Consider the following 15,497-nt stretch of genomic DNA (forward strand, 5'->3'; position numbering starts at 1 on the left):
AGATATGAAGGCTTCGTTCAGTCGTGGTGTCCAGCGCCGTGACCGCGCAGCTTTCGATCCGGGGCAGGTCGAAACGGCAGCGTCGGTCGGCGCATCTGCAAGCGTCAGCGTCAGTGGTCGAGTTTTCGCCATCGGGGGGGTCCCGGTGGCGTTGGGGACATGCGCGCGCCTGCTTTCCGGGTGAAAGACTGTGGCGCGGCATAGCGATCATGGGGATCTGCTGTGACCTACGGCTCTTACAATTACGGCTCCGGCTCGGGGTCGCACTCAAGCTATTCGTCGTCAAAAAGTTACGGCGGCCATGATTCTTGGGGATCCAAGGGCGGCTACGGCGGCTATTCGAGCGGCGGGGGCGGCTCGAAGGACTACGGCGGGTCAAAGGGCGGCTACGACAGCTGGGGCGGCTCGAAGGGCGGCTATGGCGGGTCCAACGACTACTGCGGCTCGAAGGGCGGCTGGGGCGGCAAGGACGACCACGGCTGGGGCGGCTCCAAGGGCGGCTATGGCGGGTCCAGCGATTACTGCGGCTCGAAGGGCGGCTGGGGCGGCAAGGACGACCACGGCTGGGGCGGCTCCAAGGGCGGCTGGGGCGGGTCCAGCGACTACTGCGGTTCGAAAGGCGGCTGGGGCGGCAAGGACGACCACGGCTGGGGCGGCTGGGGCGGCTGGGGCGGCAAGGGCGACTGCGGTCCCGACCCCGAGCCCGAGTTCGAGATCGGCGACGAGGGCGGGACCTGCCACTTCACCCTCGAGGCCGGCGGCCTGACCCTGATCGTCACGGTCACCGAGTTCGGCAACGCGCTGAAGTTCGACATCAAGCTCGCCGACGACAGCGCCAAGGTCGGCGACCTGCGCGGCCTGTTCTTCAATCTCGACGCGGCGGACGGCGCCGAGCTGTTCATCCTCTCGGGCGACGACGTCACCGACTCCAAGTTCGGCGACCGCAACGTCGATGACCTGGGCAACGGCGTGAACGTCCGCGGCCCCGGCGCGGGCTATGACGTGGGGGTCGAGTTCGGCTCCTCCGGCATCGGCAAGGACGACATCCGCTCCACCAGCTTCATCCTGGCCAACGCCGACGGTCCGCTGACCCTCGACGACCTGGACGACAACGCCGTCGCCGCCCGCCTGACCTCGGTCGGCCCGGAGGGCGGCTGCCGCAACGACTCGCTCAAGATCATCGGCGAGACCGGCGACCTCGACTGCGACACCTTCAACAACGCCTCCCCGCCCGAGCCGGCAAACGACGAAGCCGGCGTCTGCGCGGGCGAGAGCGTGACCATCGACGTGCTCGCCAACGACCTCGATCCCGGCGAGACCGACTTCACCGCCGAGGAGAACTGGGGCCTGTCGGTCGCGGCGGTGTTCACCAACACCGGCGCGCAGTATTTCTCCGACCTCGCGCCGGGCGAGTGGATCACGCTCGACAGCGGCGCACGGGTGTCCCTGGTCGACGGCGAGCTGGTCTACGACTCCGCGGGCGCCTTCGACGGCCTGCTGATCGGCCAGAAGGCCACCGACACGTTCGAGTATGCGGTCTACGATTCGGACGGCGCCCCGGGCTTCGCCGAGGTCAGCGTCTCGATCTGCGGCTCGCTGAACCTGATCGACACCATCGACAACGGCGCCCCGATCACCGTCACGATGGACATCGACCAGATCCTGTCGCCGCTCACCTCGCTTCTGACCAACACCGTCGCGCTCGACTTCGAGGGGGCCTTCGACGCGCTCGACGGCAGCTACACCAACGCCTACTGCATCGATCGCTCGACGCCGGCGAACCTGCTGCTGACCGACGCCCGGGTCTTCGACACCACCGATCCGGACAGCCTTCCGGCCGGCCTCGTCGACAAGCCCGAGATGCTGGACGAGGTGAACTGGCTCCTGAACCAGGACTTCGAGAGCGTCTACTCGATGAACGACGTGCAGAGCGCGATCTGGGCGCTGGTCGACGACGCCGGCGGCATCGACACCAACCGCGCGCCGGGCGTGCAGCTGAGCGCCAACGCCCAGACGATGTACGACGCAGCCCTCCTGCAGGACGGGTTCGTCCCGGATGCGTCCGATCCGAACGCCAATGTGAAGGGCATGATCTTCCTGCCCGTCGACGGGGCGGGCGAGGCCAACGGGCAGGCGTTCATCGTCGGCTTCGAGCTGGAGACATGCCTCTGCGACGGCGACGCCCTTGTCTGAGGGGCGCGGGGCCGGGCGCCGCAGCAGGGCGCCCGGCGCAGGCGGAACACCGATATCAGGAAGGAATCGGGCCTTGACGATACGTTCGGCGATTCTCGCGGCTCTTGTCATTCTCTCGCCGGCAATGGCGTCCGCGACTCCCCTTGCCGTCTACCAGATCCCGGCGATCGACGGCGTGCAGAACGGCGACGCCAGCGACTACGGACGGTTTGACGAGACGGTCCTGTCCAGTTTCGCGCGGAGCTGGAAGCTGGACAACTTCGACGAGGCCGGCCTCGATCCGGCCTATGACCTCGCCTATGACGTCACGATCGACTCCTATTTCTACGACGCGACGGAGTCGACGGACGTGCAGTTCTACGTCAGCACGGTGGAAGGCGACGTCAGCACGGCGGTCCTGACCCTGTTCGCGGGGACGTTCAACACCTCCGGTTCGGGGGCCTTCGGCATTGTCGAGACGTTCACGGCCCTGGGACAGACCGAGTACTTCCTGAACGTGGTCGGCGGGCAGTGGAAAGGCACGATGGACTTCTTCCTGACCGCCGCCCCCGCGAGCCCGGTGCCCGCCCCGGCCGCCCTGCCCCTGCTTGCGGCCGGTCTCGGCGGGCTGGCGCTGCTGCGCCGGCGGCGCGGCCGCGGCTGAGACGCGCCAAGGCGGCCCGCAAGGCGACACGCCCGCCCCGCGCCGCGGGGCGGGCGTTTTGCTGCGTCGCCCCGGAGGGTCGTTTCTGCTCCGGACCGTCCACGGGGGCGTTTTCTTCTGCATCGCCCCGGGCCGGGCGTTTTCTTTTGCACCGCAACGTCCGCCCTAGGGGGTTGCGCCAGCCCCGGTCGAGGGTCTTATCTGTGTCGCCCGGACGGGTCCGTTTCCATGGCCGCCGTCCGACCGAACAAGGAGAGCGATGTGGAACTGAAGGGGTCTCGCGTCATCGCCGCGCCCCGCGCCGCCGTCTGGCTGGCGCTGAACGACCCGGACGTGCTGGGCGCCTGCATCCCCGGCTGCCAGGAGCTGTCCGGCTCCCCCGAGGACGGCTTCGCCGCCACCGTCGTGCAGAAGGTCGGCCCGGTGAAGGCCACCTTCAAGGGCGAGGTCACCCTCCAGGACGTCGTCGAGGGCCAGAGCTACAGGATCGTCGGCGAAGGCAAGGGCGGCGCCGCCGGCTTCGCCAAGGGCGCCGCGGCCGTGAGCCTGACCGAACTGAGCGAAACCGAGACGCAGCTCGACTATGACGTCGAGGCGAAGGTGGGGGGCAAGCTCGCGCAGCTCGGCTCCCGCATCATCGACGGCTTCGCCAAGCAGATGGCCGACAAGTTCTTCGGCAACTTCCAGAAGGTGGTCGAAGGCGGCGACAAGGACGAGGCCGGTCCCGAGGACATGCTCGAGGCCCCGGCCGAGGAGAAACGCGGCTGGCTCAAGAAGCTGATCGGCTGAGAGCCGGCCAGCCGGCCGAGCCCGGCGCGGATACGAGCGAGCGAAACGCCAGCAAGACGGGGAGAACGCGGCGATGCCGACGATTTCGATGACGGTGAACGGCAAATCCGTTTCCGGCGAGGCGGAGGGGCGCACCCTCCTGGTCAGCTTTCTGCGCGAGACGCTGGGCATGACCGGGACCCACGTGGGCTGCGACACCTCCCAGTGCGGCGCCTGCGTGGTGCACGTCGACGGGAACAGCGTGAAGTCCTGCACCATGTTCGCGGCCGAGGCCGAGGGCGCGCAGGTGACCACGATCGAGGGGATGGCCAATCCCGACGGCTCGCTGGGCGTGATCCAGCAGGCCTTCCAGGACAACCACGGCCTGCAGTGCGGCTTCTGCACCCCGGGCATGGTGATGACCGCGGCCGACCTTCTCAAGACCAACCCCAACCCCTCCGAGAAGGAGGTGCGGGAGTATCTGGAAGGGAACCTGTGCCGCTGCACGGGCTACCACAACATCGTCAAGTCGATCCTCGCCGCCGCCGCCACGCTGCGTGGCGAGCAGGTCGCGGCCGAGTAAGGGGGACGCGCAGATGTATGCCTTCGACCTCGTCAAACCCAAATCGCTCGCCGAAGCCATCGAGGCTCTGCAGGCCGATGAGGCCCAGCCGCTGAGCGGCGGCCAGACCCTGATCCCGACCCTCAAGCAGCGCCTGGCGATGCCCGGCTCGCTGGTCAGCCTTGCGGGCATCGCCGAGCTGGTCGGCATCTCCGCCTCGGGCGGGGTGCTGTCGGTGAAGGGCGCCTCGACCCACGGGATGGTGGCCGGTCAGACCGACTTCCCGGGCCTCGCGGCGCTGGCGCAGAAGATCGGCGACCCGGCCGTGCGCCACCGCGGCACCATGGGCGGCTCGATCGCCAACAACGACCCGGCGGCCTGCTACCCCTCGGCCGCGCTGGCCTGCGGCGCGACCATCGTCGTGGCCGGCAAGGGCGGCGCGCGCGAGATCGCGGCCGACGACTTTTTCCAGGGCCTGTTCGCCACCGCGCTCGAGGAAGGGGAGATCGTCACCGAGATCCGCTACCCGATCCCGCAGGCCTCGAACTATCAGAAGTTCGAGCAGCCGGCCTCGCGCTTCCCGCTGGTGGGCGTCTTCGTCGCGAAGTTCGCCGACAAGGTGGGCGTGGCGGTGACCGGCGCCGGCGAGAACGGCGTCTTCCGCTGGAAAGAGGCCGAGGCGGCGCTGGCGAGCAACTTCTCGGCCGACGCGGTCGAGGGGCTGAGCGTCTCGGCCGACGGCCTGATGGGCGACATCCACGCCACGCCCGAGTATCGCGCTCACCTGATCAAGGTGATGACCCGGCGCGCCGTGGCCGCCTGCGCCTGAGCGCGCGACCCTTCGGGCCGCCGGCGATCCCGGCGGCCCCTTTGCGATGCATTGCGCCCGCGCGGAGCGGCGGCTATCGAAGGGACGCCGCGCGTGGGGGCCCGTAGCTCAACGGTCAGAGCAGACCGCTCATAACGGTTTGGTTGCAGGTTCGAATCCTGCCGGGCCTACCAGCGCAAGCCGGATGCGCCCCGCCCCGCCGACGCCCCGCCCCGCCGACGCCCGCCCCGGGCGTTGTTCTCGCGGCGCGGACACCTACCTCAGGACCTGCGAGCGCGCCCGACGGCGCGGCCAGCCGGACCTGCTCTCCGAAACCGGGAGGACCCCCCGATGAACTATCCCGATACCCAGCTGCTGATCGATGGCGAATGGCGCGGCGGCGTCGAGGACCGCTGGATCGACGTGCTCGATCCGGCCACCGACGAGGTGGTCGGCCGCGTGGCCCACGCCACCCGTCCCGACCTCGACGCGGCGCTGAAGGCTGCCAAGCTGGGGTTTGCGACCTGGTCGGGCATCTCGGCCTATGACCGCGCCAAGATGATGCGCAAGGCCGCCGACAACCTGCGCGCCCGCGCCGACGAGATCGCCTACATGATGACCCGCGAGCAGGGCAAACCGCTCGCCGAGGCCAAGGGCGAGGCGCTGGCCGGCGCCGATGTCATCGACTGGTTCGCCGAGGAGGCGCGCCGCACCTACGGGATGATCATCCCCGCCCGCGCCCCCGGCGTGACCCAGATGGCGATGAAGATCCCCGTCGGCCCCGTGGCCGCCTTCACGCCCTGGAACTTCCCGATCAACCAGGTGGTGCGCAAGCTTTCGGCCGCGCTCGCCACCGGCTGCTCGATCATCGTCAAGGCGCCCGAGGAGACCCCGGCCTCTCCCGCCGCCCTGATCAGGGCTTTCCAGGATGCGGGCATCCCCGCGGGCGTGATCAACCTGGTCTACGGCGTCCCCGCCGAGATCTCGGAGTATCTGATCGCCCACCCGGTGATCCGCAAGGTGACCTTCACCGGCTCGACCCCGGTGGGCAAGCTGCTGGCGGGCCTCGCCGGGCAGCACATGAAGCGCGCCACGATGGAGCTGGGCGGCCACGCGCCGGCCATCGTCTTCGACGACGCCGACCTGTCGGCGGCCACCAAGCAGCTGGTCGCCTTCAAGACCCGCAACGCGGGGCAGGTCTGCATCTCGCCGACCCGCTTCCTGGTGCAGGAGAAGGTCTACGACAAGTTCGTCGCCGACTTCACCTCGGCCTATGGCGCGATGGTGGTGGGCAACGGGCTCGAGAAGGACAGCCAGATGGGCCCGCTGGCCAACGAGCGGCGGATCCCGACCATCGACGCGATGGTCAACGACGCCCGCGAGCGCGGCGCCGAGATCACCACCGGCGGCGAGCGGATCGGCAACGTGGGCAACTTCTACAAGCCCACCGTGATCGCCGGCGCGCCGCTGGATTCCAAGATCATGAACGAGGAGCCCTTCGGCCCCGTCGCCGTGATCAACCGCTTCAAGGACTTCGACGAGGTGATCGAGGAGGCCAACCGCCTGCCCTACGGCCTCGCGTCCTACGCCTACACCGGCTCGGGCACGACGGCGCAGAAGCTGGGGATGCAGATCGAGGCGGGCATGACCTCAATCAACCACATCGGCCTCGCGCTCCCCGAGGTGCCCTTCGGCGGCATGAAGGACTCGGGCTACGGCTCCGAGGGCGGCTCCGAGGCGGTCGAGCCCTACCTGGTGCAGAAGTTCGTCACCACGATGGCCTGAGCGGGCCGGCATCGCCTGAAGACAAGCGCCCGGCGGGACACCGCCGGGCGCTTTCCGTTTCAGGCCTGCCCTTGCGCGTAGAGGTCGGGGCGCAGGTCACGTGCGCGCCAATCCTCGGGCAGCCCGTCGTCGTGATAGGCGAAGACCTCCAGCAGCACGTCGCCGGCGTCGGGAAACACCACGCAGCCGAAGCGATCGGGCCGGTCGTCGAGGGAGAAGGACACGCGACCGCTCGAGGCCTGAGCCTGCGTGAGCATCGCGGCCGGGATCGGCGCGCCGAGCGTGAACAGGGAATAGGCCCCATGCCCGGTCCATTCGTAGCTCAGCCGCCGCGCCCCGGCGACACGGGCGGCGAGATCCGGGTCCGCCAGGGACAGGATCATCGTGAGCAGCGTCTTTTCGGATGCGTCGTCCATTCCCGCGGGTTCCTGGCTGGCGCCGGCCGAAACGATGCCTCGCCCTCGCGTCGCGGCGCAAGGCGCCTCGCCTGCGATGCCGAACGCCCGGCGGAGAGATCCGCCGGGCGTTTCGCGTTTCAGCGGGGCGCGTCAGTCCCCGTCGTCCGCCAGCGCGAACAGGTCGTGGACGCTGGTTCCCAGAGCGCGGGCCAGCTTCAGGGCCAGCACGGTCGAGGGCACGAAGACCCGGTTCTCGACCGTGTTGATGGTCTTGCGCGAGACGCCCACCCGCTCGGCCAGCTGCGCCTGGGTCAGGCCGGCTTCCTTGCGCCGTTCGGCCAGGCAGGTGGTCAGCTCCATGCCCTGCCCCGCAGGTCCAGCGCCACGAAGCCCAGCAGGTAGGCCGCGGCGGTCAGCGTGCCCATCGCCGCGTAGGCCACCGGATAACCCACCCAGCCCTGCGCCAGCGCCACCGCAAAGAGGGGGTAGAGCATCAGCCCCACCCAGAAGCCGAGCTGCTGGGCGCGGCGGTTGTCGACGACGTAGCCCTCATCCATGGCCTGCCGCGCCTGGCAACGCCCGGCGCTTCGCGCAGCCGCCGTGATGACCAGCGCCGAGGCCAGCCCGCACACGCCCGGCAGCCAGAACGGCAACGGATCGGGCCGCCCCTGCGCCAACGCCAGCACCGCGTAGAGCAGGCAGACCGCCCCGGTCAGCCCGAGGACGACGATCCGCGTTGCGGAAATGAACTCGCTTGAAGCCATGTTGGTCTCTCCTGTAACCTGTGGGTTACATATGACGAGTCGCACGAGTAACGTCAAGGTTACATTTTCCAGTCACGCGGCCGCAGGTTCCGGCCCCCGCAAAGAACCCCTGCCGCGCCTCACCCGCACGCCGGCGGCGCACGGTCATGCCCTCCGCCACAGCGCCCCGCGCGGCGCCGTCGGCCACGCGACAAAATGCGGTCCCTACGCGTCGCCTAGCGGAACGCATCGCCATTGCACCCCGCCGCCCGCCCGGCGATAGTGCGCCCAACCGAGCGCAGGCGGCCAGCAGAGCCGCCCGACCCCCAGGGGAGGATCCGAATGACCATCGCACGCGACCCGCGCTTTGATTTTACCGGCCGGAAAGTATTCGTCGCCGGCGGTACCAGCGGCATCAACCAGGGCATCGCCGAGGCCTTCGCGGTCAACGGCGCCACGGTGGGCGTGTTCTCGCGCAGCCAGGAGAAGGTGGACGCGGCGGTCGAGCGTCTGAAGGCCCTCGGCGACGCCCCTGCCTTCGGCATGGCCGGCGACGTGCGCAAGCCCGAGACGGTCGAGGCCGCGCTCAAAGCCTTCCACGAGGCGCATGGCGAGATCGACGTGCTGGTCTCGGGCGCCGCTGGCAACTTCCTCGCGCCGGCGGCCGAGATGTCGCCCAACGCCTTCGCCACCGTGATCGGCATCGACCTCAACGGCACCTTCAACGTGCTGCGGCTGGGCTATCACTACGCGGCCAAGCCCGGCTGCTCGATGGTGGTGATCTCGGCCCCCCAGTCGACGCGCCCGACGATGTACCAGGCCCACGCCTGCGCGGCGAAGGCGGGCATCGACCAGCTGATCCGCACGCTCGCGCTCGAGTGGGGGCCCCAGGGGATCCGGGTCAACGGCATCGTGCCCGGCCCCATCGCGGGCACCGAGGGCGTGGACCGCCTCTTCAACACCGACGAGGCGCGCCAGCGCCTGCTCGACAAGACGCCGCTGCGGATGATGGGCGGGCTCGAGGACTGCGCCAACATGGCGATGGTGCTGTCCACGGACCTGTCGAAATACGTCACCAGCGCGATCATCCCCGTCGACGGCGGCTCGACCGTCGCCGGCGGGTCCGACTACGGCTCCGACGTCTCGCGTCGGAACGCCTGATCCATCAGCACCGAGGAGATCTCCTTATGAGCGGACTTCTGGACGGCAAGGTCGTCGTCGTCACCGGCGCGGGCGGCGGCATCGGCCGCGACCTGGCGCTCGCCTGCGGCAAGGCCGGGGCCAAGGTCGTGGTCAACGACATCGGCGCCTCGATCACCGGCGAGGGCGGCGACGCCGGCCCCGCCCAGCAGGTCGCCGACGAGATCAAGGCCGCCGGCGGCGAGGCCGTGCCCAACACCGACTCGGTCGCCGAGGCCAAGGCCGCCAACGCCATCATCCAGCAGGCCGTAGACACCTACGGCCGCGTCGACGGCGTGATCAACAACGCCGGCATCCTGCGCGACCGCATCTTCCACAAGATGTCCGAGCCGGAGTGGGACGCGGTCATCAAGGTGCATCTCTACGGCGCCTACTACATGTCCAAGGCCGCCGGCGCCCATTTCAAGGAGCAGGAGTCGGGCGCCTTCGTGCACATGACCTCGACCTCCGGGCTGATCGGCAACTTCGGGCAGGCCAACTACTCGGCCGCGAAGCTGGGGATCGCCGCGCTGTCGAAGTCGATCGCGCTGGACATGCAGCGCTTCAACGTCCGCTCGAACTGCATCGCGCCCTTCGCCTGGTCGCGCATGATCGCCTCGATCCCCGTGGACACGCCCGAGCAGGCCGCACGCGTCGAGAAGATGAAGCGCATGACCACGGCCAAGATCGCGCCGCTGGCCGTCGCGCTGCTCTCGGACAAGGGCGAGGACGCCAACGGTCAGATCTTCGCCGTGCGCGCCAACGAGATCTTCCTGATGAGCCAGCCGCGCCCGGTCCGCTCGGTCCACACCGCCGAGGGCTGGACCCCCGAGAGCGTGATCGAGACCGCGCTGCCCGCCCTGAAGGGCAGCTTCTACGACCTCGACCGGTCCGGCGACATCTTCACCTGGGATCCCATCTGATCCCGGCCCCGGCCCGCCCCCTGGGGCGGGCCGCCCCCGGACGCGATCCCATGCGCCGGCCGCCGCCGACGCATCGCAACGCGCCCCAAGACACCTCACGGGAGATGACCATGGCCAACGCCGGCGTCGACGACGACATCTTCGAAGCCCTGCTCGACACCGTTTCGCGCTTCGCGCGCGAGCGCCTGATCCCCGCCGAGGAGACGGTGGAGGAGACCGACGAGATCCCCGCCGACATCGTCGCGGAGATGAAGGAGATGGGCCTCTTCGGCATCTCCATCGGCGAGGAGCACGGGGGCCTCGGCCTCTCGACCCTGCAGGAGGCCAAGCTGATCGAGGCGCTGTGCTACGCCTCCCTCGTCTTCCGCTCGCTGATCGGGACCACGGTGGGCATCGGCTCCCAGGGCATCGTGATGGACGGGACCGACGCGCAGAAGGCGGAGTGGCTGCCCAGGCTCGCCACCGGCGAGGCGATCTCGGCCTTCGCGCTGACCGAGCCGGACTATGGCTCCGACGCCTCGCGCATCAAGACCTCGGCCCGGCGCGAGGGCGACGACTTCGTCATCAACGGCACCAAGCGCTACATCACCAACGCGCCCTACGCGACGGTGTTCACGGTGATGGCGCGGTCCAACCCCGAGATCTCGGGCGCGCGCGGCATCTCGGCCTTCATCGTGCCCGCCGACACGCCCGGCATCACGGTCGCCACGCCCGACCGCAAGATGGGCCAGCGCGGCGCCAAGACCGCCGACGTGATCTTCGAGAACGTGCGCGTCCCCGCCTCCGCCATCGTCGGGGGGCCCGAGAACGAGGGCAAGGGCTTCGTCACCGCGATGAAGGTGCTGGACCGCGGCCGGGTGCATATCTCGGGCATGGCGACGGGCACGGCGCAGCGGATGCTGGACATGGCCACCGACTACGCCATGGACCGCAAGACCATGGAGAAGCCGATCGCCGAGCATCAGCTCGTCCAGGCGATGCTGGCCGACTGCCAGACCGAGATCTACGCGATGCGCTCGCTCGCCCACATGGCGGCCGTCCTCTACGACACCAAGGGCGCGGCCCCGATGGAGGCCGCCTGCGCGAAGTATTTCACCACCGAGGCCGCGGGCCGGATTGCGGATCGCTGCGTGCAGATCTTCGGCGGCGCCGGCTACATGGCCGAATACGCGATCGAGCGGCTGTATCGCGACGTGCGCCTGCTGCGCATCTACGAGGGCACCAGCCAGATCCAGCAGACCACCATCGCCAAGGGCCTGGTCAAGCGCCGCGCCGAGCAGCGCTGAGCGCCTGAGCGCGTCGAAGACCAAGGGGGCGGGCGCGTCGGCGCTCGCCCCTTTCGCGTTCCGGCCCCCCCTTGCCCCGCATTCGCCTCGCGGTCTCGTCATCGCGACCGCCCGCCGCTTGATGCGCGCCCGCCGCGGGGTGTATCCATGCCAGGACGGGTCGCCGACGGGGAGAGCGGCCGGATCTTTACGTCTTATAGGGTGAATTCATGAAGCGCATCGCCAGCCGTCTTCCGGTCGTCGCCATCCTGGCGGCCCTCGCCGCCGCGACGGCGCCCGGAGCGCCGGCGCAAGCCGCCTCGATGGACCCTTTCCTGGAGCAGCAGCAGACCGAGCAGGCGCTGAACCAGGCGGTGATGCTCTATGGCCAGGGCGCGTTCGAGGAGGCCGAGGCGGTCACCCGCAACTACCTGCGCTTCGATCCCAGCTCGCCCAAGGCGCATGAGGTGCTGGGCGCGGTGCTCGCCAAGCAGGGCAAGGTCGAGGAGGCGATGGAGGCCCTGGACATGGCCGTCCGCCTCGATCCCAACCAGCCCGCCCCCCACGTGAACCGGGCGGTGCTGCTTCTGGGGATGGACAAGGTCGACGAGGCCCGCGAGGCGCTGGAGACGGCGGTCGAGCTCGACCCCGCGATGCTCCCCGCACGCGAGCGTCTGGGCCGGGTCTACGAGATCCTGGGCCGCTACGACGAGGCCATCGCGCAGTACGAGGCCTATGTGGCCGCCTCGCCCGAGAGCGACGAGCCCGGCGTGCGCCTGAATCTCGCGAACCTCTACAACGCCCGCGGCAACCACGACCGGGCGCTGGCGGTGCTGTCCCCCTGGCAGCGCGACCGGACGGTCGACAGCGCCGTGCAGCGGGTGCTGGGCGACGCGATGCTGGGCCAGGGGCGCGCCGACGCGGCGGTCCGCCAGTTCCGCTTCGCCATCGACGTCGACCCCGAGAACCCCGCCAACCGGCTGGGCCTGGGCATGGCCCTGCGCGAGTCGGGCAGCCACCGCCAGGCCATGGAGCTGTTCGAGGAGCTGGTCGCGACGCTGCCCGACTCCCCGATCCCGGTGATGCAGGTCGCCGAGACCCAGCTCGTCATGGGCGACGTCGAGGCCGCCAAGGCGACCTTCCGCAAGGCCATCGAGATGGCCGACCAGCCCGGCGGGATCGAGCAGCGCTATGCCGCCGTGCTGATCGGCCACGGCGAGGCGGAGGCCGCCGCAGAGGTGCTCGAGGCCGCGGTCGAGCGGGACGGCGCCGACCCGCGCCGCCTGGCCGCGCTCGCCGCCGCCTACGGGGCCGCGGGCGACGCCGAGCGCCAGGAGGCCGCCCTCGCCCGCGCCCGGCAGGAGTTCCCCGAGGACCCCGGCAGCTTCATCCGACTGGCGATGTTCGAGCGTGACGCGGGCGACGCCGAGGGCGCGCTCGCCGTCGCGGCCGAGGGGCTCGAGGCTCACCCGTCAGAGCCGGTGCTGCTGCGCCTGGCGGCCATCGCCTCGCGCGATCTGGGCCACGACGACGAGGCGGTGCGCTACGGCGAGCGGCTGCTGCGCCTGGAGCCCAACAGCGTCCCCGACCGGTTCATCTACGCCACCCTGCTCGACCGCGCCGGCATGGACGGCCCCGCCGCGCAGTTCTACCGCCAGGTGGCCGAGCGTCAGCCCGACAACTGGGCGGCGATGAACAACCTCGCGCTCGTGCTCACGCGGCTGAGCCGTGACCAGGAGGCGCTGACCTACGCCCGCCGCGCCGCCCAGTTGCAGCCCGACAACCCCGCGGTGGCGCACACGCTGGGTTACGTCCTCTACAAGGTCGGCTCGCTGGGCGAGGCCGAGAAGCTGATGGAGAAGGCGGTCGGCGCCCTGCCCGAGGTGGGCGAGATCCGCTATCACTACGGCTACATCCTGCTCGCTCGCGGCCGCAAGGACGACGCCCGCGAGCAGCTGGAAAGGGGCCTCGAGCTGGACCCCGAGAACGCCGAGGCCCCCAAGGCCAAGGACATGCTGCTGAACATGTGAGGCCGGCCCCGGGCCGATCCCAAAGGCCCCGCGGCGCCCCCGCGGGGCCTTTTGCGTTGCGCTCCCCGGGGGGGCGAAACGGCAACGGCCCCGCGAGAAGGCTCGCGGGGCCGTTTCGCAGGCGCGGGCGGAGGGCCGTCAGACCAGGCGGGACTGGCGGACGGCGGCCTCGACGAAGCTGCGGAACAGGGGGTGGGGGTCGAAGGGCTTCGACTTCAGCTCGGGGTGGAACTGCACGCCGACGAACCAGGGGTGGTCGGGCAGCTCCATGATCTCCGGCAGGCGGCCGTCGGGCGAGAGGCCCGAGAAGCGCACGCCGCAGCCCTCCAGCCGCTCGCGGTACTTGATGTCGACCTCGTAGCGGTGGCGGTGCCGCTCGGCGATGTCGGTGTCGCCGTAGATCTCGGCGACCCGGCTGCCGGGCGTCAGCACCGCGTCATAGGCGCCCAGCCGCATGGTGCCGCCCTTGTCGTCGGCCACGTCGCGCTTGATCGTGCGGTTGCCCTCGACCCACTCGGACATGTGGAAGATCACCGGCTCGAAGCGCGCGTTGCCGCCCTTGGCCTCGTGGTCGAACTCCTGGGAGCCGGCGTTCTCGATCCCCAGAAGGTTCCGCGCCGCTTCGATCACCGCCATCTGCATGCCCAGACAGATGCCGAGATAGGGCACCTTGCGCTCGCGCGCGAAACGGGCGGCGTTGATCTTGCCCTCGGTGCCCCGCTCGCCGAAGCCGCCGGGCACGAGGATGCCGTGGAAGCCTTCGAGCTTGGCCGGCGCGTCGTCCGCCTCGAACACCTCGGCGTCGATCCACTCCACGCGGACCTTCACCCGGTTGGCGATGCCGCCGTGGGTCAGCGCCTCGTTGATCGACTTGTAGGCGTCTTCGAGCTGCGTGTACTTGCCCACGATGGCGATGCGCACCTCGCCGTCGGGGTTGTGCACCGCGTCAGCCACGTCCAGCCACTTGTCCAGGTTCGGGCGCGGGGCGGGAGAGATGCGGAAGGCGTCCAGCACCGCCTGGTCCAGCCCCTCCTCATGATAGACCAGCGGCGCCTCGTAGATCGAGTTCAGGTCCAGCGCCGCGATCACCCGCTCGGGGCGCACGTTGCAGAACAGGGCGAGCTTCTCCCGCTCCTTCGGGGGGATCGGGGTCTGCGCACGGCAGACCAGCACGTCGGGGGCGAGGCCGATCGAGCGCAGCTCCTTGACCGAGTGCTGGGTGGGCTTGGTCTTCAGCTCGCCCGCCGCCGCGATCCAGGGCAGCAGGGTGAGGTGGATGAAGATGCAGTCCCCCGCCGGCTTCTCCTGAGAGAACTGGCGGATCGCCTCGAAGAAGGGCAGGCCCTCGATATCGCCGACGGTGCCGCCGATCTCGCACAGCATGAAGTCGACCTCATCCTCGCCGATGCGGATGAAGTCCTTGATCTCGTTGGTGACGTGGGGAATGACCTGGATGGTCTTGCCCAGGTAGTCGCCGCGCCGCTCCTTGTCGAGAACGTTCTGGTAGATGCGGCCCGAGGAAATCGAGTCGGTCTTGCGCGCGGCCACGCCCGTGAACCGCTCGTAATGGCCCAGGTCGAGGTCGGTCTCGGCCCCGTCGTCGGTGACGAAGACCTCGCCATGCTCGAACGGAGACATCGTTCCGGGGTCGACATTCAGATAGGGATCGAGCTTGCGCAGCCGGACGGAGTATCCGCGCGCCTGCAGAAGCGATCCCAGCGCCGCCGACGCCAGACCCTTGCCGAGCGACGACACGACGCCGCCGGTGATGAAGATGAAGCGCGCCATTTGAAGCGGGTTCCCGTGGTCGATCCTGCGACGGCCGGAGGGGCGCTGGTCTGCGCCCGTCCCTCATGCACGGGACTCACGAAATACAGTATTTCGTGGCCCGCCACAAGGCGGCCGCAAGGTGAGGTGTCCTTGATGAGCCGGGCCCCAGCACGGGGCCGCCGGCGGATGGTGGGCGGTGACGGGATCGAACCGCCGACATCCTCGGTGTAAACGAGGCGCTCTGCCAGCTGAGCTAACCGCCCGGTCGCGCGAGGGGATAGGCGAAGCGGCGCGGGGCGTCAATGCGGCGGCGCGCCGGGCCGCCCGCGCAGAGGGCCGTTGCGGCCGCCGCTCCGGAATGACCCGGACGTCCGGCCCCGGCGCGGGCCCGACGCCGGCGCCTCCGCCGGGTCATGCTGCCAGACGCCGC

14 protein-coding genes and 2 tRNA genes are annotated in these 15,497 nt (G+C 69.9%); 11 read left to right on the forward strand and 5 right to left on the reverse strand.

What is annotated here, in order from left to right; all coding sequences use genetic code 11:
* The first annotated feature begins 222 nt into the window (after window positions 1–222).
* From AAC134_RS04050 to AAC134_RS04080, 7 genes are all read left to right on the forward strand, one after another.
* Window positions 223–2,193, forward strand: coding sequence for a hypothetical protein (locus AAC134_RS04050; protein WP_339947775.1), 1,971 nt, complete (start codon window positions 223–225; stop codon window positions 2,191–2,193).
* A 124-nt stretch (window positions 2,194–2,317) separates the two neighbouring features.
* The gene (locus AAC134_RS04055) at window positions 2,318–2,836 is read left to right on the forward strand and encodes a PEP-CTERM sorting domain-containing protein (protein WP_339947776.1); all 519 of its coding nucleotides are present in this window, start codon (window positions 2,318–2,320) and stop codon (window positions 2,834–2,836) included.
* Between the two features lie 261 nt (window positions 2,837–3,097).
* On the forward strand, window positions 3,098–3,625 hold the full coding sequence (locus AAC134_RS04060; RefSeq protein WP_339947777.1) for a carbon monoxide dehydrogenase subunit G: 528 nt from the start codon (window positions 3,098–3,100) through the stop codon (window positions 3,623–3,625).
* Window positions 3,626–3,698: 73 nt separating this feature from the next.
* Window positions 3,699–4,187: a (2Fe-2S)-binding protein gene (locus AAC134_RS04065; RefSeq protein WP_339947778.1), complete on the forward strand. Its 489-nt coding sequence runs from the start codon at window positions 3,699–3,701 to the stop codon at window positions 4,185–4,187.
* A 13-nt stretch (window positions 4,188–4,200) separates the two neighbouring features.
* Window positions 4,201–4,995, forward strand: a complete 795-nt coding sequence (locus AAC134_RS04070) for a xanthine dehydrogenase family protein subunit M (RefSeq protein WP_339947779.1) — start codon at window positions 4,201–4,203, stop codon at window positions 4,993–4,995.
* 97 nt (window positions 4,996–5,092) lie between these two features.
* Window positions 5,093–5,168: transfer RNA gene (locus AAC134_RS04075), tRNA-Ile, on the forward strand.
* Window positions 5,169–5,325: 157 nt separating this feature from the next.
* Window positions 5,326–6,759, forward strand: a complete 1,434-nt coding sequence (locus tag AAC134_RS04080; RefSeq protein WP_339947780.1) for an NAD-dependent succinate-semialdehyde dehydrogenase — start codon at window positions 5,326–5,328, stop codon at window positions 6,757–6,759.
* Window positions 6,760–6,818: 59 nt separating this feature from the next.
* On the opposite strand, the gene AAC134_RS04085 is transcribed toward AAC134_RS04080, so the two are convergent.
* The 3 genes from AAC134_RS04085 to AAC134_RS04095 form a co-directional block, all read right to left on the reverse strand.
* Entirely contained in the window at window positions 6,819–7,175 is a 357-nt protein-coding gene (locus AAC134_RS04085; RefSeq protein WP_339947781.1) for a hypothetical protein, read from the reverse strand.
* 132 nt (window positions 7,176–7,307) lie between these two features.
* Window positions 7,308–7,517, reverse strand: coding sequence for a helix-turn-helix transcriptional regulator (locus AAC134_RS04090; protein WP_339947782.1), 210 nt, complete (start codon window positions 7,515–7,517; stop codon window positions 7,308–7,310).
* On the reverse strand, window positions 7,508–7,921 hold the full coding sequence (locus AAC134_RS04095; RefSeq protein WP_339947783.1) for a hypothetical protein: 414 nt from the start codon (window positions 7,919–7,921) through the stop codon (window positions 7,508–7,510). The genes AAC134_RS04090 and AAC134_RS04095 overlap by 10 nt, the downstream gene beginning before the upstream one ends.
* Before the next feature lie 321 nt (window positions 7,922–8,242).
* Between AAC134_RS04095 and AAC134_RS04100 the strand changes: the two genes are divergently transcribed.
* The 4 genes from AAC134_RS04100 to AAC134_RS04115 all read left to right on the forward strand — a co-directional run bounded on the left by AAC134_RS04100 (window position 8,243) and on the right by AAC134_RS04115 (window position 13,297).
* Window positions 8,243–9,061, forward strand: a complete 819-nt coding sequence (locus AAC134_RS04100; RefSeq protein ID WP_339947784.1) for an SDR family oxidoreductase — start codon at window positions 8,243–8,245, stop codon at window positions 9,059–9,061.
* A gap of 26 nt (window positions 9,062–9,087) precedes the next feature.
* Window positions 9,088–10,002: an SDR family NAD(P)-dependent oxidoreductase gene (locus tag AAC134_RS04105; RefSeq protein ID WP_339947785.1), complete on the forward strand. Its 915-nt coding sequence runs from the start codon at window positions 9,088–9,090 to the stop codon at window positions 10,000–10,002.
* 110 nt (window positions 10,003–10,112) lie between these two features.
* On the forward strand, window positions 10,113–11,288 hold the full coding sequence (locus tag AAC134_RS04110; protein WP_339947786.1) for an acyl-CoA dehydrogenase family protein: 1,176 nt from the start codon (window positions 10,113–10,115) through the stop codon (window positions 11,286–11,288).
* Window positions 11,289–11,497: 209 nt separating this feature from the next.
* Window positions 11,498–13,297: a tetratricopeptide repeat protein gene (locus AAC134_RS04115; protein ID WP_339947787.1), complete on the forward strand. Its 1,800-nt coding sequence runs from the start codon at window positions 11,498–11,500 to the stop codon at window positions 13,295–13,297.
* A 138-nt stretch (window positions 13,298–13,435) separates the two neighbouring features.
* Here AAC134_RS04115 and AAC134_RS04120 read toward each other — a convergent pair whose 3' ends face one another.
* Together AAC134_RS04120 and AAC134_RS04125 are read right to left on the reverse strand one after the other, a co-directional pair.
* The gene (locus AAC134_RS04120; protein ID WP_339947788.1) at window positions 13,436–15,085 is read right to left on the reverse strand and encodes a CTP synthase; all 1,650 of its coding nucleotides are present in this window, start codon (window positions 15,083–15,085) and stop codon (window positions 13,436–13,438) included.
* 169 nt (window positions 15,086–15,254) lie between these two features.
* Window positions 15,255–15,330 (reverse strand) — tRNA-Val (locus AAC134_RS04125).
* Window positions 15,331–15,497: the final 167 nt, after the last annotated feature.

This window comes from uncultured Albimonas sp. (assembly GCF_963977235.1).
In the GTDB taxonomy this organism is placed as follows: Bacteria; Pseudomonadota; Alphaproteobacteria; order Rhodobacterales; family Rhodobacteraceae; genus Albimonas.

Excerpts from the sequence above, each read along its gene's own strand:
- AAC134_RS04055 (WP_339947776.1), top strand. The coding sequence starts at position 2,318 with ATGGCGTCCGCGACTCCCCTTGCCGTCTACCAGATCCCGGCGATCGAC.
- AAC134_RS04065 (WP_339947778.1), top strand. The coding sequence starts at position 3,699 with ATGCCGACGATTTCGATGACGGTGAACGGCAAATCCGTTTCCGGCGAG.
- AAC134_RS04070 (WP_339947779.1), top strand. The coding sequence starts at position 4,201 with ATGTATGCCTTCGACCTCGTCAAACCCAAATCGCTCGCCGAAGCCATC.
- AAC134_RS04080 (WP_339947780.1), top strand. The coding sequence starts at position 5,326 with ATGAACTATCCCGATACCCAGCTGCTGATCGATGGCGAATGGCGCGGC.
- AAC134_RS04085 (WP_339947781.1), bottom strand. The coding sequence starts at position 7,175 with ATGGACGACGCATCCGAAAAGACGCTGCTCACGATGATCCTGTCCCTG.
- AAC134_RS04090 (WP_339947782.1), bottom strand. The coding sequence starts at position 7,517 with ATGGAGCTGACCACCTGCCTGGCCGAACGGCGCAAGGAAGCCGGCCTG.
- AAC134_RS04095 (WP_339947783.1), bottom strand. The coding sequence starts at position 7,921 with ATGGCTTCAAGCGAGTTCATTTCCGCAACGCGGATCGTCGTCCTCGGG.
- AAC134_RS04100 (WP_339947784.1), top strand. The coding sequence starts at position 8,243 with ATGACCATCGCACGCGACCCGCGCTTTGATTTTACCGGCCGGAAAGTA.
- AAC134_RS04105 (WP_339947785.1), top strand. The coding sequence starts at position 9,088 with ATGAGCGGACTTCTGGACGGCAAGGTCGTCGTCGTCACCGGCGCGGGC.
- AAC134_RS04110 (WP_339947786.1), top strand. The coding sequence starts at position 10,113 with ATGGCCAACGCCGGCGTCGACGACGACATCTTCGAAGCCCTGCTCGAC.
- AAC134_RS04115 (WP_339947787.1), top strand. The coding sequence starts at position 11,498 with ATGAAGCGCATCGCCAGCCGTCTTCCGGTCGTCGCCATCCTGGCGGCC.
- AAC134_RS04120 (WP_339947788.1), bottom strand. The coding sequence starts at position 15,085 with ATGGCGCGCTTCATCTTCATCACCGGCGGCGTCGTGTCGTCGCTCGGC.